This is a genomic window from Peptoclostridium sp. AF21-18, from assembly GCF_003478825.1.
Lineage (GTDB): Bacteria > Bacillota > Clostridia > Peptostreptococcales > Peptostreptococcaceae > Peptacetobacter.
This window is the reverse complement of sequence record NZ_QUGE01000005.1, coordinates 46,969-65,474: the sequence shown is the minus strand read 5'-3', so window position 1 is coordinate 65,474 and position 18,506 is coordinate 46,969. Positions and strand designations below refer to the sequence as shown.

Genomic DNA, 18,506 nt, shown 5'->3' with positions numbered 1-18,506 from the left:
TATAATATTAAAATATGATAATAAAAAACTTATCAAGGCAATTATAACACATTGTATTCACAATAAAGTGTTAATACGATATAATATATACTATATGCAATTTATTAAAATGTAAAAGAACAATTGCTAACTTAATAGCTTGATGTTCAGTAAATTGGAAAGAATACTCGGACTTTTGTCAAGGGAGATTCAATATAGTCAAAATGAGGACGGAGGTAATAAGTTTGGAAACAATAAAAGGTCTAAAAAGAAGCTGCTATTGTGGCGAATTAAGAGCTGAAAATATAGGACAGGAAGTTGTACTTATGGGATGGGTACAGAAAAAGAGAAATCTTGGAGGTCTTGTATTCGTTGATTTAAGAGATAGAGGCGGAATATGCCAGATAGTATTCGATACAGATGTAGATAAAGAAGCTTTTGAAAAAGCAGAAAAATTAGGATCAGAATATGTAATAGCTGTTAAAGGGGAAGTTAGAGAAAGACAGTCTAAAAACCCTAACATGCCAACAGGAGATGTTGAAGTATTCGCAAATGAATTAAGATTACTAAACAAATCAGAAACACCACCAATATACATAAAAGATGACGATGATGTTTCAGAAGCATTAAGATTAAAATACAGATATCTTGATCTTAGAAAACCAAAAATGCAGAGAAACTTAATGTTAAGACAGCAGGTTACTAACATAGTAAGAAGATACTTAACAGAACAGAACTTCTGTGAAATAGAAACACCATTCTTAGTTAAACCAACTCCAGAAGGTGCAAGAGACTACTTAGTACCAAGTAGAGTTAATGAAGGTAAATTCTATGCATTACCACAGTCACCACAGTTATTAAAACAGTTATTAATGGTTTCTGGTATGGATAGATACTTCCAGATAGTAAAATGTTTCAGAGATGAAGATTTAAGAGCTGATAGACAGCCAGAATTCACTCAGATAGATACAGAAATGTCTTTCGTTGAAGCAGAAGATGTTATGACAATAATGGAAAAAATGGTTCAGGAAATATTCAAAGAAACTATAAATGTTGATATAGAACTTCCTCTACCAAGAATGACTTACGCAGAAGCTATGGACAGATACGGTTCAGACAAACCAGATACTAGATTTGGATATGAATTTGTAAACATAACTGATTTAGTTGAAGGATGTGGATTCAAAGTATTCGCTGACTGTGCTGAAAAAGGTAAGAGTGTTAGAGGGATAAATGTTGAAGGAATGGCTGAAAAATTCCCAAGAAAACAGATATCTCATTTAGAAGACTGCGCTAAAACATACAAAGCTAAAGGTCTTGCATGGATGAAAATAACTGAAGAAGGAGTAACATCTCCAATAGCTAAATTCTTCAGTGAAGAAGACTTAAATGCAATAGTTGAAAGAATGAATGGTAAAGTAGGAGATTTACTTCTATTCGTTGCTGACAAAGATGCTATAGTTTACGATGCATTAGGACAGGTAAGACTTGCTGTTGCAGAAAAACTAGGAATATTAGAAGAAAAGAAAAATCAGTTCAACTTCTTATGGGTAACAGAATTCCCACTATTTGAAGAAGATGAAGAAAATGGAAGATATGTTGCTAAACACCATCCATTCACTTCTCCATTAGATGAAGATATAGACAGACTTGACACTGATGAAAAAGATACATTAAGAGCAAAAGCATACGATATAGTATTAAATGGATACGAAGTAGGTGGAGGATCTGTGAGAATATCTGACTCTGAAGTTCAGAAAAAAATGTTCGCAGCTCTAGGGTTAAGTGAAGAAGAAGCTTATAACAAATTCGGATTCTTACTAGATGCTTTCAAATACGGTGCACCACCACACGCTGGTATGGCATTTGGACTTGATAGATTAGTTATGCTACTTGCAGGAGTGGACAACATAAGAGAAGTTATAGCATTCCCTAAAAACCAGAACGCTATATGTCCAATGACAAATGCTCCAGCTCCAGCAGAAGATGCTCAGCTTGAAGAATTAAGCATAAAAGTAGATATAAAAGAAGAAAACTAAATTGTAAATATTAAAATAAATATAGACAAATTTAGCTAAAAGATATATAATACTTATTACAAAATAATAATACTTCTCGAAGGGGAGTAGCTTACACAGATAAGTGCAGTTGGTCGTCAATACAGCATATACGCTCGGTCAACTGGCGAGGATAGAATGTTAACCTTGATAGCGAGACCTTCAAAATAGACAACGGTTTATTTTGAAGGTTCGTATCAAGGTTTTTTTATTACTCAAAATAAATCAAAAAGGAATCATATCTATTAGAGAAGAAAAGGAGGAATACTTATGTTTTATCAAAAAAATTATGAAGAAGTTTTAACTGACTTAGAATCAAGTGAAAATGGTTTGAGTCAAGAAAAAGCAAAACAGCTTTTAGAAAAACATGGCTACAACGAATTACAGGAAAAAGACAAAGTACCTGTATGGAAACTATTTTTAGAAAGCTTTAAAGATCCACTAGTAATAATACTTCTTATAGCTGCAATAGTTCAGATTGCATTAGGTGAAACTATGGAATCTTTAATAATATTTGCGGTTATAATACTTAACAGTATACTTGGTGTTGTTCAGACTAAGAAAGCAGAAAGCTCATTAGACAGTTTAAAAGCATTATCTGCACCAAATGCGAAAGTTATTAGAGGTGGGGATAAATTAACTATACCTGCTAAAGAATTAGTACCAGGGGACGTAGTAATACTTGAAGCAGGGGATTATGTACCAGCAGATGGTAGATTAATAGAAGCACAGACATTAAAATGTGTTGAAGGAATGCTTACAGGTGAATCAGAACCAGTATTAAAACACATAGATGTTATAGAAGATGAATCTCCTTTAGGAGACCAGAAAAATATGGTATTCAGTGGTTCAATGGTAGTTTATGGTAGAGGAACATTTGTAACAACTGGAACTGGTATGAACAGTGAAATGGGTAAAATAGCAGGACTACTTGAAAATGCAGACTCAAAACTTACTCCACTTCAGCAGAATATAGAAGCATTCAGTAAAAAATTAGGTGTTGGTATAACATTACTTGCACTATTAATATTCGGAATACAGGTTGGTAAAGCATTCCTAATGGGAACAGGAAATATGGGTGAGGTAGTTCTTAGCTCATTCATGTTCGCAGTAGCAATAGCCGTTGCTGCAATACCAGAAGCATTATCATCAATAATGACTATAGTTTTAGCAGTTGGAACAAATAATATGGCTAAAAAACAGGCTATAATAAGAAAACTTCCTGCAGTTGAAACATTAGGTTCAGCAAAAGTTATATGTACAGATAAAACTGGTACACTTACTCAGAACAAGATGACAGTAGTAGATTTATACATGAATGGAACTGAACCAGAAGTTATGAATTCAGCAGAAAGCTATGAATCTAACGCACACAGCAGATTACTTACATTATGCTCAGTATTATGTAATGACTCTGCAATAGGTAGTGAAGGTCAGGAAATAGGTGACCCAACAGAAACCGCTTTAATCAATTTTGCAAATAAAAATGGATTAAACTATGAAGATATAAGAAATGAAAATCCTAGAGTTGAAGAATTACCATTCGACTCTGATAGAAAATTAATGACAACTGTAAATAAAACTAGAGATGGATACTTTATGTTTACAAAAGGTGCTCCAGATATAATATTCTCTAGATCAAAATACGTTTTAATAAATGGAGAAAAGAAAGAACTTACAGATGAAATAAAACAGCAGTTTAGAACTCAGAACGAAGGATTCTCAAATAGAGCGCTAAGAGTTTTAGCATTTACATATAAAGAAGTAGAAGAAGGATTTGCTCCTTCGATAGAAGATGAAGACGATTTAACTTTAATAGGTCTACTTGCAATGATAGACCCTCCAAGAGCAGAAGTAATAGATGCAGTTGCAGAAGCTAAAGAAGCTGGAATAAAAACAGTTATGATAACTGGTGACCACAAAACAACAGCAGCTGCAATAGCTAGAGAAATAGGAATAATGGAAGATGGTGACCTTGCTTTAACAGGTCAGGAATTAGACGCACTTACAGAAGAAGAACTAGATGAAAAACTAGAAAAAATAACTGTATACGCAAGGGTTTCTCCAGAAAACAAAATAAGAATAGTAAGAGCTTGGCAGAAAAAAGACTGTGTATCAGCTATGACAGGTGATGGTGTAAATGATGCACCAGCTTTAAAACAGGCAGATATAGGTATAGGTATGGGTAGTGGTACAGATGTTGCAAAGGATGCCAGTGATATGGTACTAGTTGACGACAACTTTGCAAGTATAGTAAATGCAGTTGAAGTTGGTAGAACAGTTTATAGCAATATCAAAAAATCTATAACATACTTATTTGCAGGTAACTTTGGTGCGATAATAGCTATACTATTTGCGGTATTTGCTAACTGGACAAATCCATTTACAGCATTACAGCTTCTATTCATAAACCTTGTAAATGACTCACTTCCAGCAATAGCACTAGGATTTGAACCAACAGAAAGAGGAACAATGAAGAGAGCTCCAAGATCAGCAAATGAAGGTATATTAGCTGATGGAACTATGCAGCGTGTAGTATTTAGAGGTATTGTAATAGGTATAGTTACAATAATAGCTCAGTACATAGGAATGCAGGTATCTCCAGAATTTGGTGTAGCAATGGCATTCACAACATTAATATTTGCAAGAACATTACAGACAATAGCAAGCCGTTCAAACGTAGATCCTGCAGTTAAAATAGGATTCTTCTCAAATAAATACGTTATAGGTGCTATGACAGTATGCTTCTTATTATACTCAATAGTATTAATACCAGCAGTAAGACAAATATTCTCAATACCACTAGCATTTGGTATGCAGGAACTTGGAATATGTATAGGACTTGCATTAATATCAACTCTTGTAATGGAAGTTGGTAAAATATTTATAAGAAAATCAGTTAAATAATTTAGTAAATAGAAAAATCCACAACGAAAAAATAGGAAGTCTTTGACTTCCTATTTTTTTGTTAAATAAAATAGATAAATTAACTTTATTGAACTATTTTAGATAATAAGATATAATGGTAGGAGTTAAAAAAATATGTATATAGGTGAGGGAAAAAATGAACAGAAAAGATTTACTTCAAAGAATATTGGAGTTTAAAAGAAAGCTATCATTTACTTATTACAAATTTCTTTCGACTCCACACGAATATTATCCAGGTGAAAAAATGCATATGAGGGAAGTGCATGTAATCACAGAAATAGGTGAAAATGGATTGGATAATATCAGTGAACTAAGCGACAGACTAAAAATAACTAAAGGAGCAGTATCTCAGTACCTTAAAAAGTTAGAAAACAAAGGGTTTGTTGAAAGAGTACAGGAAAGTGATGATAAAAGACAGTATTCTGTTAAATTAACTGAAAAAGGAAAGGAACTGGATAAGATTCATACTAAATATGATAATGAACAATATGCAAAAGCATGTCCTTTCTTTAATGAATTTACAGAAGAAGAACTAGAACTTATCTGTAGATTTGAAGCAAGATTTGCTGAATTTGGTGAAGAAATGCTAAAATACGAAAAAGATGAAAATTCTGATTGGGGAAAGAACTACATCTAAATTAGTAGTATTGACAAAAGAATAGTAAAAGATTATTATAAAGATAGTTTAGTGACTAAATGATATAGTTGTAATTTACAATATCGTAGTACTGAACTATTTTTTTGAAATATAGTTTAGTAACTAAAATAAAAATAGAGGTGATAATTTTGGTATATTCAATATACTTTAGTCCAACAGGTGGAACAGAAAAAGTTGTAGAAACACTAGCTTCTGTTTGGGAAAGTCATGAAAAAATAGATTTAACTCCACTTAAAGCTAAATCTAATAAAGAGTTTAAAGAAGAAGATGTATGTTTAATAGCTGTACCTTCTTATGGAGGAAGAGTGCCAGCAGTTGCAGTGGAAAGAATTTCTAAATTAAAAGGAAATAATGCAAAAGCAGTTGCAGTTGTTGTATATGGTAATAGAGATTACGAAGATACTATGTTAGAGCTACAGGAAGTATTAGAAAATTGTGGTTTTAGAGTAGGTGCTATGGTTACAGCAATAGCAGAACATTCTGTAGAAAGAACGGTTGCTGCAAATAGACCGGATTCAAAGGATATAGATGAATTAACAAAATTTGCAAAAGAAATAAAAGAAAAATTTAATTCAGGTGATATAAACACAGAATTAAAACCAAAGGGAAATAAACCATACAGAGAATATAATGGTATACCTTTAAAACCAAAAGGATCTAGTGCATGTAATGGATGTGGAGTATGTGCCACAGTTTGTCCCGTGGGGGCAATTTCTAAGGAAAATCCTAAAAAAGTAGATAAATCAAAATGTATTTCTTGTATGAGATGTATAAAAGCATGTCCATCTAATGCTAGAAAGGTAAATCCTGTAATGAAAGCAGTAGCTGGTAAAAAACTTAAAAAATCATGCTCTGATAGAAAAGAAAATACTCTTTTAATATAAATTATATTTAATAAAGGCAAGATAATAACTTGTAAGTATGATGATAAAATAATTTGTCATATAAAATTAGTTATTTGTTTTGCCTTTATTTTTTTGATTTACAACATAAATAAAATGTAATATAATTGAATTTATATAGTTTAACGAAAATTGAGAAAATTTAAATTAAAAGTTAGACTAATTAATAAAATAAAAATACCAATTTAAACGAATAAAGTAGAAAAAACTAAACCGAAATTTATCAAAATAGGAGGAGATTTTTATGAAATTGTGGGGAGGGCGCTTTAGAAAGTCTGAAAACAAATTAATGGAAGAATTTAACCAGTCTTTCGGATACGATAACGTTCTTTATAAAAAAGATATTGAAGGAAGTTTAGCACATGTATATATGCAGGTGAAATGCGGACTTTTAACAGAAGAAGAAGGAAAGGCTATAACTGATGGACTTGTTGGAATACTTGAGGATATAGAGAGTGGAAAACTACCACTTGATGGAAACTACGAAGATATTCATACATTCACAGAAGCTAATCTTATAGAAAGAATTGGAGAAACAGGAAAGAAATTACACACAGCAAGAAGTAGAAATGACCAGGTAGCTGTAGATATGAGATTATATGCAAAAGAAAAAGGTGCAGAAATAGCAGATCTTACAGCTATGTTAAAAGATACAATAAAAGCAAAAGCTGATGAAAATCCATGCATAATGCCTGGATACACTCATTTACAGAGAGCGCAGGTTGTAACATTTAAGCATCATTTAATGGCATACCATAGTATGTTCTCAAGAGATGAAAAAAGACTTAGAAATGCTCTTGAAATATTAGATGAATGTCCTTTAGGATGTGGTGCATTAGCAGGAACAACTCACGATATAAATAGAGAAATAACTTCAGAAAAATTAGGCTTCAAAAAACCAGTAGATAACTTTATGGACGGTGTAAGTGATAGAGATTATTTACTTGAACTTATGTCAGATTTCTCAATAATAATGATGCACCTAAGCAGATTAAGTGAAGAACTAATACTTTGGAGTTCACAGGAATTCAAATTTGTTGAAATAGACGATTTATATTCAACAGGAAGCTCAATAATGCCTCAGAAGAAAAATCCAGATGGTGCAGAACTTATCAGAGGTAAAACAGGAAGAGTATATGGAAACTTATTCTCACTATTTACAGTAATGAAAGGAATACCTCTAGCATACAACAAAGATATGCAGGAAGATAAAGAAGGATTCTTTGATAGTGTAAGAACTCTTGAAATGTGCTTAGAAATAATGGCTAGAATGATAGAAACTCTAAAAGTTAGAGATGATAACATGAAAAAAGCTGTAAAAGGTGGATTTTTAAATGCGACAGAAGTTGCAGATTATCTAGTTAAAAAAGGAACTGCATTTAGAGATGCTCATGGAATCGTTGGAAATATAGTAATCTACTGTGAAGACCACGATAAAGCAATAGAAGAATTAACATTAGAAGAACTAAGTCAGTTCTCAGACGTATTTGATGAAGAAATATATGACTTTATAGACTACGAAAACATACTAAACAAAGGAATTAAAAAGAATCTAAAATAAATATAAAATGGGCTGTTGCAGATTGCAATAGCTCTATTTTTTTAGCATAATTTTTTATAAATTTTCAATTTAATTATGATGGAGGGTTAGGGAGATTGTAATATTAAAAAATTTATATATTTTTGTATATTATAAATATAATTAATAAAAATATATAAAATAAAGTTAAAAACGTTTTGGAATTATTATATGTAAATAAAAAATATTATAACCAAAAAAAATATAGTTATAGATAAAAACTATGAAAATATTATTTTTTCTTATGATAACATAAAAGAAGATGATTTTAACTTGAATTCAATATAAAGTTAATTCGAAGTTAATTGACGCTAAAAATATACATGTAAAAAAGAATTAAATTATAGGGGGGGATTATGGATTTTGAAGTAAGCTATTTTTTAGAAGTAATGCCAAAAATATTAGGAGCACTTGGAGTTACACTTGAATTATCAGTTATTGCTCTTGTAATAGCTATTATTTTGGGATTAGTTTCTGCTGTATCTAATTATTACAATATAAAGGGAATAAACTTTATTTGTAAAATATATATATCTATATTTAGGGGGACTCCTTTAATGCCACAATTATTCTTCTTCTGTTACGGTATTGCATATATAAGCGAGACTGTAAAAAATATGGATCCACTTTTAGCGTCTGCAATCGTATTAGGTCTTAATGTGGGTGCATATATGTCAGAAAATATAAGAGGAGCTTTTATGTCTGTTGATAAAGGACAATTAGAAGCAGCATTTTCATTTGGAATGTCTAAATATCAAACAATGGTAAAAGTTGTAATGCCTCAAGCTATGAGAAGTGCATTTCCATCATTATTTAATAACTTGATAGATTTAATAAAAGGTACGTCGATAGCGTTTACTGTAGGTGTAGCTGATATAATGGGAATGGCAAAAATGGAAGGCGCTTTTACATTTAGATTTTTTGAAGTATACGCAGCAGTTATGATTATTTATTGGGTTATAATTACAATTTTAAGTTTTGTACAGAAAAAACTTGAAATACGTTGTAATTTAGCATATTAAAAAATAGGGAGGAAAAAAGAAATGAAATTAAAAAAAATAATTTCAAGCGCTCTAGTGTTTACATTAGCAGCAACAATATTAACAGGGTGTGGTAAAAAAGAAGAAGCAGAAGCACCAGCAAAAGAAACTGAAAAGGTAATAGTAGCATCATCAAATGCTGGAGATCCATATTCATTTATAGAAGATGGAGAACACAAAGGGTTTGAAGTTGATATGTGGAACGAAATAGCAAAAAGAACTGGATATGAAGTTGAAATGCAGCCTATGGGATTCAGTAATATATTTGGTGCATTAGATTCAGGAAAAGTAGACGTAGCAGCAAACTTCTATGGTCAGACAGAAGAAAGATTAGAAAAATACAATTCTTCTATAGCATATGCAGAAGATAATACATCATTAGGTCTAAAAGCTGAAAATACAGAAGTAAATAGCTTAGAAGACTTAAAAGGTAAAGTGGTAGCTGTTCAGGAAGGTGGAGTTGGACAGGAAATAGCTAATGAACAAGCTGAAAAAATAGGATTTGAAGTTAAAATGCTAGGTGACGGAACAATGGGTATAGAAGAGTTAAAACTTGATAGATGTGATGCTTGGATATGCTCAGAAATAAGTTTATACCATGATGCTAAAAAAGCAGGTGTTGACGTAAGAGTAATAGAAGAACCTATAGTAGCAAGTACTACAGGATACTTCTTTAGAAAAGATGATGAAAGATCAGATAAAATACGTGAAAATGTAGATAAAGCATTAGAAGAAATGTTAGCAGATGGAACAATAAAAACGTTAACTGAAAAATGGTTCTACACAGATTTAACTAAGGGGTTAAAATAAAAATGATAAAAATTGAGGACTTACATATAGAGTTTGGTGAAAATCAAATTATAAATGGGGTAAGTTTTGAAATTAAAAAAGGGGATGTACTTGCTATAATAGGTCCATCTGGTACAGGAAAATCTACTTTACTGAGAGGAATGAATTTTTTAGTACACCCTAAAAGTGGAATAATAACTATAGGGGATGTAAGTGTAAATGTTGAAAAAGCAACTAAACACGATATAAAATCTATTAGAGAGCATATGTCTATGGTATATCAGAATTATAATTTATTTAAAAATATGACAGCTATAGAAAATATAATGGTTCCACTAACAACTGTTCATAAAAAAAGCAAAAAAGAAGCAGAAGAAATAGCTTTGGATTACTTGGAAAAAGTTGGTATGTTAGATAAGAAAGATTATTATCCATCTAAGTTATCAGGAGGCCAACAACAAAGGGTAGGAATAGCTAGAGCAATGGCTGTAAATCCAGATGTGATTTTATTTGATGAGCCAACATCGGCTTTAGACCCAGAAATGGTAGGCGATATATTAGAACTTATTAAAAAATTGGCAAATGCGGGTATGACAATGGTAGTAGTAACACATGAAATAGCATTTGCTAGAGAGGTAGCTAATAAGGTTATGTTTATAGATGAGGGAAAAATAAAAGAAATGTCTACACCAGAAGAGTTTTTCGATAATCCAAAAGATGAAAGATTAAAAGAATTTTTATCAAAAGTTTTATAAAAAATGGTTATCAGCAATTTGCTGATAACCATTTTTTTTGCTATAAGGCAAGAAATAATTATATTCTAAGCATCTCATACATATAAATGTATTACATAAATTTATGATGTGCTGAAGCTATAAAGCTTAGAGTAGTTATAATCTTGTCCTTTTTATTTTCTTGTTTTTCCTGTATCTTTTTTTATAGTTTTATCTTTTGATTTGCTAGTTTTTTTCTTTTTCTTGTTTTTTATCTTCTGTTTTCTTTTAAATCTTTTGTAGTATTTTCTTACTAGTTTATACACAAGATAAATAACAAGTGCACCAAGTGCGATTTTTAAGATAGTGAATAGAATCTTGAAAATAGGCTTTTCTGTTATAACAGCAAACTTGCTAGTAACATCATTTTTAGCAACTAAATCAATAGTTTTAAACTTTTCTCCGTTCTTATATATATAAAACTCTCCAACCTTATCTCCGGCGCTTATTGGAAGAGAAGTATCCTGTAGATCTGTTTTGAATGTAAATTCGTCTGTAACAGTTTGCCCTTTAGGAAGAACTACTGAGTAGCTTTCTTTTGGCTGATACATAAGTTTTTTCTGAGTAGAGAACCACTTTCTCTTAGTATCTACGTAGTCAGCTTTATCCATTATTGTAAATGAATCGTAGTTTTCAAATCCATAGTCTATTAATGTTCTAGAATCTACATAAATTCCATCATTAGTTGAATTAAACACTGCAGATATAATTCTCTGATTATCTTTAACAGCGCTTGTTAAAAGACATTTACCAGCAGCATTTGTAAACCCTGTCTTTATACCATCTACAATATCGTATTTTATATCTATTCTCTTACCTTTATATGTTATTTTCTGATGAGAAGTAAGGAATTTGTTAGAGTTTGTATAAACTCTTTCGTGAGGATACTGTTTAGTAGGCTTGAATTTTACTGATTTAGTAGCTACGATTTCTCTAAATACTGAATCAGACATACATTTTCTAGCTATTAAAGCCATATCCTTTGCAGTTGTGTAGTGGTTATCGTCAGGCAATCCATTTGGATTGTTGAAGTGTGTACCAGTACAACCTATAGCTTCTGCCTCTTTGTTCATTAAATCGGCGAATTTTGGAATTGATCCACTTACATACTCAGCTAAAACATAAGCTACATCATTACAAGAATGAACCATTAGAGCTGTAAGTAGTTCTTTTACTGTGAAAGTTTCCCCTTTTTTAAGGAACATACTAGACGGCTCTATGTAAGGAAGGTTGCCAATAGTTATTTTTTCGTTTAAATCTGGAACATGTTTTATCACCAAATAAGCAGTCCATGCCTTTGTAGTAGAGGCTGGATAAATTTTTACATTTCCGTTTTTCTGATAAAGAACCTTACCAGTTTCATAATCCATTAAAACAGCACTTTTAGCTTCTAAATTTACAACCTTTTGATCAGCAAATACACTTCCTATAGATGTAAAAACTGATGCAAAGACTAATAAGAAGGCTATTAATACTGAAGATATTTTTTTCATTTAAAAACCTCCAAAAATTTCAAATATACTTTTTTAGTATAACACAGTTATGTCAATAATAGAAATGAAAGGAGTGATAAGAATGGAAAAAAATAAAAAAACATTCGTATTCGCAGCTATTGTGATAGGACTTTGTGCAATAGCTGGGATAAAAATTTTTGAAAGTGAGGGAAATGCTAGATACGATATTGCTCAGAGTGAAGATATTCAAAAGGAAAGCAGTGATTCAAAAGAAAGTTCTAGTATAAATCAAAATGGAAATGCACAAAGCACTAATAGTACAGAAGTTACTGTATATATAAGTGGTGCAGTAAAAACAGAGGGAGTTGTGACTATGAGCTCTGAAGATAGATTATCTGATGCTATAAAGGTAATGGGAGGAATTGTAGAAGGCGCTGATATGAATGCTATAAACCTTGCAGAAAAGTTAGTTGATGGAAAGCATTATGTAATACCAAAGCAAGGAGAGCAAATTCCTATGGATGTAAATGCTGGAGGAGGAAGTACTAGTGGAGCTGCACAAACATCAGGAGGAAATGCACAGGCACAAGGTGGACTTGTGAATATAAATACTGCAACACTTGAACAATTGGATACACTTCCTGGAGTGGGTGAGGCTACTGCAAACAAAATAATAACCTATAGAGAAGAAAATGGAGGATTTAAAAGTATAGAAGATTTAAAGAATGTGAAGGGAATAGGAGATAAAAAATTTGAGGATATGAAGAGTAGTATATGCGTATAAAGGATTAAAACCCAAATAGACTATTGTAAATATATAATAAGTCTATAGTTTTTTTATTCAAATATGAAGATTTTATCTATTATAAGAGATGTAAAAAGTATTGTAAGAAAAAGATATTTGTTAAAAATATAAGATAAATCAAAAATAAAATTAAAAAAATAAATTTATTAAAAAATTCAAAAAAGCTAGTTTGATTAAAAAAATCAAGCTAGCCTTTTATTTTGGGGAGAAACGTTAATTAATTATATATAAAACGTAAAAAATATGTTAATATAAGAGTGCACAGTTATTAAAAAAAACGATAGATATAAATAAAAAAACAATAGATGCCTTAAATAGAATTAAAAAAGAAAAATATAAATAACGAAAAAATTTACAAACAGGGGGAATTAAAAATGGCAAAAGAATATAAAAGATTAACAGAAATGACATCAGCAGGAGGGTGAGCTGCTAAAATAGGGCCAGAGGTTCTGGCTGACGTATTATCTCAGTTACCAAAAAATGACAACGAAAAAGTAGGAAACTTATTAGTAGGACTAGACACAGCAGATGATGCTGCAATATACAAATTAGATGATGAAAAAGCTCTAATACAGACATTAGACTTCTTTACTCCAATGGTAGACGATCCATACATATTTGGACAGATAGCAGCAGCAAACTCATTATCAGACATATATGCAATGGGTGGGGAACCAATAGTTGCGATGAACATAGTTTGCTTCCCATCTTGCCACGATATGCAGGTACTTGCAGAAATATTAAAAGGTGGATTCAGTAAAGTTAAAGAAAGTGGTGCATTACTAGTTGGTGGACATACAGTAGATGATAAAGAACCAAAATACGGATTATCTGTATCAGGATTAGTTCATCCAGATAGAGTACAGGCTAATTCAACAGCTAGACCAGGAGATAAATTAATACTTACTAAACCAGTAGGAACAGGAATACTTTCAACAGCAATGAAAGAAGACTTAGTATCTCAGGAAGTAGTAGATAAAGTAATAGAAACAATGGTACATCTAAATAAATATGCGGCTATGAGTGTTAACAAATTTGAAGTACATTCAATAACAGATATAACAGGATTCGGCTTATTAGGACATGCTATGGAAATGGCTAAAGCATCAGATGTAACAATAGAAATAGATTCAAAAAATGTACCTATATTAGAAGGTGCAATAGAAATGGCTCAGATGGGTATAGTTCCATCAGGAGCATACAACAACATGGGTTATATACAGGATGATGTAATGAAGGATGAAAGTGTACCAGAATGTATAGAAGACTGTTTATACGATCCTCAGACATCAGGAGGATTACTTGTTGCAGTTAGAGCTGATCAGGCAGATGATATAGTAAAAGACATGCTTGCAAATGGATCAATAGTTGCAGAAGTAATAGGTGAAGTTAAAGAAAAATATGAAAACGGAAAATACATACATGTGATATAATCAAATAAGGGAAAACAATATCTAAATATTAAAAAGAAAGAGTGGTCAGGTTGAATAAAAAAGAATTATTTAAGATGCTTCCTTCAGTAGATGAAGTATTATCACAGAAAGAAATAGAAGAATTAATAGAAAAATATCCAAGAAGTATAGTTCTTGAATCTATAAGGGAAGTAATAGATATAAATAGAAAGACAATAGTCGCTATAAAAACAGAAGAAGAAGCTGAAAAATTCTCTCTTACTATGGAAAAAGTAATAGAAGAAACAGAAAAAAAAGCAAGAGATAATTACGCTCTTTCTTTAAAGAAAGTAATAAACGGAACAGGAACAGTTCTTCACACAAACTTAGGTAGATCTTTAATAAGTGAAAAAATTAAAGATGAAATATGGACAGCAGCTTCAAGATACTCAAACCTTGAATATGATTTAGAAAAAGGTGAAAGAGGATCAAGATATGTTCACTTAACAGATATGATAAAAAGATTAACTGGAGCAGAAGATGTTTTAGTAGTAAACAATAACGCTGCAGCAGTTATGCTTGTTCTTAGCACAATGGCTAAAGGTGGAGAAGCTATCGTATCAAGAGGAGAACTTGTTGAAGTTGGTGGTTCATTTAGAATACCAAGTGTTATGGCTCTTAGTGGGGCTGACCTAGTTGAAATAGGAGCTACAAACAAAACACATCTAAAAGACTACGAAGAAGCTATAACAGAAAATACAAGAGCACTTATGAAAGTTCATACAAGTAACTACAGAATAATGGGATTCACAGAATCAATATCTGTTGCAGAGCTTGTTGAATTAGGTAAAAAATACGACCTACCAGTAATAGAAGACTTAGGTAGTGGTGTATTTATAGACTTATCTAAATACGGTTTAGAGTACGAACCAACTGTACTTGACTCAATACACCGGGGTGCTGATATAGTAACATTCAGTGGAGATAAAATGCTTGGTGGAGCACAGGCAGGTATAATAGTAGGTAAAAAGAAATACATATCTGCAATGAAGAAAAACCAGCTAACAAGAGCACTAAGAGTAGACAAACTTACAATATGTGCACTTGAAGCAACACTTAGAATGTACTTAGATGAAGAAGAAGCGGTTAAAAATATACCTACATTAAATATGATAACAATGCCTATGGAAGAATTAGAAAGAAAAGCTAACCTTCTATACGCAGAAATAGAAAAATTAAACCTAGATGCAGATGTTCACATAGAAGAATGTCTATCTCAGGTTGGTGGAGGATCTATGCCTCTTGAAACAATGAAATCTAGAGGAATAGCGATAACTCCAAATAATATGAACGTATCTACATTAGAAAGAAAATTAAGACTTAGCGATTCTCATATAATAGCTAGAGTTTATGATAATAAATACGTTCTTGATGTTAGAACTATATTCGAAGACGAGTTTGTAGATGTGGCAAATGAACTAAAATTAGCTTTTATGTAATTTAGTTGTAGCTTGGATTCGAAATTAGGAGGAAATAAATATGAAACACATTATAGTAGGGACTGCTGGTCATATAGACCATGGTAAGACAACACTTATCAAGGCTTTGACTGGTAGAGAAACAGATACCCTTGATGAAGAGAAAAAAAGAGGTATTTCCATAAATCTAGGATTTACTTTCTTCGACTTACCTAGTGGAAAGAGAGTAGGTATAGTAGACGTTCCTGGGCATGAAAAATTTATAAAAAACATGCTAGCTGGAGCATCTGGACTAGATATGGTAATGCTTGTTGTTGCAGCTGATGAAGGTGTAATGCCACAGACAGTAGAGCATATAGATATACTATCATTCTTAAATATCAAAAATGGTCTAATTGTATTAACTAAGAGCGATATGGTAGAAGAAGAATTTAGAGAATTAGTTAAAGAAGATATAAAAGAAAGAATGAAAGGTACATTCCTTGAAGATGCGGAAATACTAGAAGTTGACTCTGTATCTAAGAGAGGTATATCAGAGCTTATTCAGAAATTAGACGATATGAGTGAGCAGATAGAAGAAAAGAACGAAAACTCACCAGCAAGACTTAATATAGATAGAGTATTTACAATAAAAGGACATGGTACTGTTGTTACAGGTACTCTTCTTGAAGGTAAGATAAGCGTTGATGATGATTTAGTTGTATATCCAGAAAACCTAAAAGCTAAGATAAGAAGTATTCAGGTTCATGGTGAAGATGAAAATACTGCTTATGCTGGACAGAGAACAGCTATAAATATTTCTAATGTTAAAAAAGACGAGATTGGAAGAGGGGATGTTCTTGCAGCTCCAGATTCATTAGAAGAGTCTATGATGCTAGATGTTAAGATGAACATAATCAAGCATGTAGATAAGACTTTAAAACATTGGGATAGATTAAGATTATACCATGGAACAAGAGAAATTCTTTGTAGAGCAGTTCCTCTTGATAAAGAAGAAATTGCTCCAGGAGAAAGCGGATTTGTTCAGTTAAGACTTGAAGAAAGTATAGTATCTAAAAAAGGAGATACTTTTGTTGTAAGAAGTTACTCACCAATGGCTACAATAGGCGGTGGTGTTATAATAGATGCTTCACCTAAAAAACATAAGAGATTTGATGAAGATGTAATCGAAGCTCTAAAAGTTAAAGAAAAAGGTGAACTTCACGACATACTTGAAGAGTACTTAAAACACAACTCTAAAAATTATCCAACTGTTAAGGATATGATGAGTTATAGTGGTGCTCACGAAGAGGATATAAGAAAAGCTTTAGATAAATTATCTGAAGAAGGTAAGATATTTGTGATTGGAAATATGTACATACATACTAATCACTACCAGAAATTATCTGAAAAGGTAAATGAGCTTCTTTCAGATTACCACAAACATAATAGATTAAAACCAGGTATTTTAAAGGAAGAGTTAAAATCTAAGGTTGAAAGTAAATTCAAACCAAAAGAATTTGATATAGTGCTTGCTGCATTTGAAGGAGATGGACTTATCAAAATTGCTGGAAATATTGTTTCTCTTAAAGATTTCGAAGTTGTTTTCAATGAAAAACAGAAGGAAAATAGAAACAGAATGCAGAAGATGCTTAAGAAATGTGGATTTGAGTCTGTTCCAACTATAGAAGAGATAACAGGAAAAGATGTTAGAGCTAAAGAGGTTCTTGATGCTATGATAGGTGATTCTGTTGCTATGCTTGGGGATGGATATATTATGGATATGGAAACTTATGATAAGGCTAAGAAGATGCTTGTTGATTATATTAATGAGCATGGAGAGATTACTCTTGGAGAGTATAGAGATTTAATAGGATCAAGCAGAAAGAACTGCATGATAATATTAGAAAGTTTTGATAGAAATAGAATAACAAAGAGAATCGAAAATAAAAGGGTTCTTATGTAAGGGAAGAGGAAGAAGTATGCTTTTGCTCCAGGCAGTCGAGCTGCATTGTCGCTGCAAGCATACCCTTTCCTCTTTTTTTTGCATAGTGAACCCTTTTTATTTCGATTCCTTGTTGTTATTAGGGAAGAAGGCGAGTAAGAAGTATGCTTTTACTCTAGGTGGCAAGCCAATTGTCGTTGCAAGCATACATTCTTCCTCTTTTTTGTGTTGGAAACCCTTTTTAAATAGTTTTTCGATAACAAATATTTAAAAAAGTAAATAAGAGTATTTTTATTGGAAGAATTTTTATTTTGAAAATTTAATAGTTTGTTTTATAAAGTTTGATATAGCGATTATGGTAAAAAATATTTTAAGATAAATATGAAATTATTATGAAAAAGGAAAGTATATACATGGATTTATATAGAATAAATGTGTATATATGTGAAGTTCTTTACTTTCTAAGGAGTTTATTAAAAACGTTTGATTTATTTTATTAATTTGATATAATTTTAGTATAAACATTACTAATTTTGTATCAAGGGAGTTGACGAGATGTTCGTAGTTTGGGAAAATACTAAGACAGACAGACAGACAGACAGACAGACAGACAGACAGACAGACAGACAGACAGACAGACAAAGTAGTTTAATGTCTTTTTCTTTTGATGCAAAAAATTACATAAAATTAGAGATTAAGCACAGAGAGATTATATTCTAAGGGATATAGTTTTTTCTGTGCTTTTTTAT

At 31.6% G+C, this 18,506-nt stretch carries 14 protein-coding genes; 13 read left to right on the top strand and 1 reads right to left on the bottom strand.

Annotated elements, in window-relative coordinates:
* Positions 1–224: 224 nt before the first annotated feature.
* The 8 genes from aspS to DWX74_RS03965 all read left to right on the top strand — a co-directional run bounded on the left by aspS (position 225) and on the right by DWX74_RS03965 (position 10,687).
* On the top strand, positions 225–2,018 hold the full coding sequence (gene aspS, locus DWX74_RS04000; protein WP_040410672.1) for an aspartate--tRNA ligase: 1,794 nt from the start codon (positions 225–227) through the stop codon (positions 2,016–2,018).
* A 288-nt stretch (positions 2,019–2,306) separates the two neighbouring features.
* Positions 2,307–4,943 carry a calcium-translocating P-type ATPase, PMCA-type gene (locus DWX74_RS03995; RefSeq protein ID WP_118548821.1) on the top strand — a complete coding sequence of 879 codons (2,637 nt, stop codon included), beginning with the start codon at positions 2,307–2,309 and terminating at the stop codon, positions 4,941–4,943.
* A 157-nt stretch (positions 4,944–5,100) separates the two neighbouring features.
* A complete protein-coding gene (locus DWX74_RS03990; protein ID WP_118548820.1) occupies positions 5,101–5,601 on the top strand; it encodes a MarR family winged helix-turn-helix transcriptional regulator in 501 nt (166 codons plus the stop codon).
* Between the two features lie 140 nt (positions 5,602–5,741).
* Positions 5,742–6,506 carry an EFR1 family ferrodoxin gene (locus tag DWX74_RS03985; RefSeq protein ID WP_334294636.1) on the top strand — a complete coding sequence of 255 codons (765 nt, stop codon included), beginning with the start codon at positions 5,742–5,744 and terminating at the stop codon, positions 6,504–6,506.
* 262 nt (positions 6,507–6,768) lie between these two features.
* A complete protein-coding gene (argH, locus tag DWX74_RS03980) occupies positions 6,769–8,085 on the top strand; it encodes an argininosuccinate lyase (protein ID WP_118548819.1) in 1,317 nt (438 codons plus the stop codon).
* A gap of 374 nt (positions 8,086–8,459) precedes the next feature.
* Entirely contained in the window at positions 8,460–9,125 is a 666-nt protein-coding gene (locus DWX74_RS03975) for an amino acid ABC transporter permease (protein ID WP_118548818.1), read from the top strand.
* A 21-nt stretch (positions 9,126–9,146) separates the two neighbouring features.
* Positions 9,147–9,953 (top strand): transporter substrate-binding domain-containing protein, encoded by an 807-nt coding sequence (locus DWX74_RS03970; protein ID WP_118548817.1) that lies wholly within the window; start codon positions 9,147–9,149, stop codon positions 9,951–9,953.
* A 2-nt stretch (positions 9,954–9,955) separates the two neighbouring features.
* Positions 9,956–10,687, top strand: a complete 732-nt coding sequence (locus tag DWX74_RS03965) for an amino acid ABC transporter ATP-binding protein (protein ID WP_118548816.1) — start codon at positions 9,956–9,958, stop codon at positions 10,685–10,687.
* A gap of 152 nt (positions 10,688–10,839) precedes the next feature.
* On the opposite strand, the gene DWX74_RS03960 is transcribed toward DWX74_RS03965, so the two are convergent.
* Positions 10,840–12,198: a D-alanyl-D-alanine carboxypeptidase family protein gene (locus DWX74_RS03960; RefSeq protein ID WP_118548815.1), complete on the bottom strand. Its 1,359-nt coding sequence runs from the start codon at positions 12,196–12,198 to the stop codon at positions 10,840–10,842.
* A gap of 82 nt (positions 12,199–12,280) precedes the next feature.
* Between DWX74_RS03960 and DWX74_RS03955 the strand changes: the two genes are divergently transcribed.
* The 5 genes from DWX74_RS03955 (at position 12,281) to DWX74_RS11070 (ending at position 18,477) form a co-directional block, all read left to right on the top strand.
* The gene (locus tag DWX74_RS03955; protein ID WP_118548814.1) at positions 12,281–12,943 is read left to right on the top strand and encodes a helix-hairpin-helix domain-containing protein; all 663 of its coding nucleotides are present in this window, start codon (positions 12,281–12,283) and stop codon (positions 12,941–12,943) included.
* A gap of 395 nt (positions 12,944–13,338) precedes the next feature.
* Positions 13,339–14,397 carry a selenide, water dikinase SelD gene (gene selD / locus DWX74_RS03950; protein WP_118548813.1) on the top strand — a complete coding sequence of 353 codons (1,059 nt, stop codon included), beginning with the start codon at positions 13,339–13,341 and terminating at the stop codon, positions 14,395–14,397.
* A gap of 74 nt (positions 14,398–14,471) precedes the next feature.
* Positions 14,472–15,854: an L-seryl-tRNA(Sec) selenium transferase gene (selA, locus tag DWX74_RS03945; protein ID WP_243412067.1), complete on the top strand. Its 1,383-nt coding sequence runs from the start codon at positions 14,472–14,474 to the stop codon at positions 15,852–15,854.
* A 40-nt stretch (positions 15,855–15,894) separates the two neighbouring features.
* Positions 15,895–17,778, top strand: a complete 1,884-nt coding sequence (gene selB / locus DWX74_RS03940) for a selenocysteine-specific translation elongation factor (protein WP_118548811.1) — start codon at positions 15,895–15,897, stop codon at positions 17,776–17,778.
* 534 nt (positions 17,779–18,312) lie between these two features.
* Positions 18,313–18,477: a hypothetical protein gene (locus tag DWX74_RS11070; protein ID WP_158573235.1), complete on the top strand. Its 165-nt coding sequence runs from the start codon at positions 18,313–18,315 to the stop codon at positions 18,475–18,477.
* Positions 18,478–18,506 lie beyond the last annotated feature (29 nt).

Bases quoted from the DNA above. Each gene is read 5' to 3' on its own strand.
- selB (WP_118548811.1), top strand. From the start codon at position 15,895: ATGAAACACATTATAGTAGGGACTGCTGGTCATATAGACCATGGTAAG.
- DWX74_RS03965 (WP_118548816.1), top strand. From the start codon at position 9,956: ATGATAAAAATTGAGGACTTACATATAGAGTTTGGTGAAAATCAAATT.
- selA (WP_243412067.1), top strand. From the start codon at position 14,472: ATGCTTCCTTCAGTAGATGAAGTATTATCACAGAAAGAAATAGAAGAA.
- DWX74_RS03995 (WP_118548821.1), top strand. From the start codon at position 2,307: ATGTTTTATCAAAAAAATTATGAAGAAGTTTTAACTGACTTAGAATCA.
- DWX74_RS11070 (WP_158573235.1), top strand. From the start codon at position 18,313: ATGTTCGTAGTTTGGGAAAATACTAAGACAGACAGACAGACAGACAGA.
- DWX74_RS03960 (WP_118548815.1), bottom strand. From the start codon at position 12,198: ATGAAAAAAATATCTTCAGTATTAATAGCCTTCTTATTAGTCTTTGCA.
- DWX74_RS03955 (WP_118548814.1), top strand. From the start codon at position 12,281: ATGGAAAAAAATAAAAAAACATTCGTATTCGCAGCTATTGTGATAGGA.
- DWX74_RS03970 (WP_118548817.1), top strand. From the start codon at position 9,147: ATGAAATTAAAAAAAATAATTTCAAGCGCTCTAGTGTTTACATTAGCA.
- DWX74_RS03990 (WP_118548820.1), top strand. From the start codon at position 5,101: ATGAACAGAAAAGATTTACTTCAAAGAATATTGGAGTTTAAAAGAAAG.
- DWX74_RS03975 (WP_118548818.1), top strand. From the start codon at position 8,460: ATGGATTTTGAAGTAAGCTATTTTTTAGAAGTAATGCCAAAAATATTA.
- argH (WP_118548819.1), top strand. From the start codon at position 6,769: ATGAAATTGTGGGGAGGGCGCTTTAGAAAGTCTGAAAACAAATTAATG.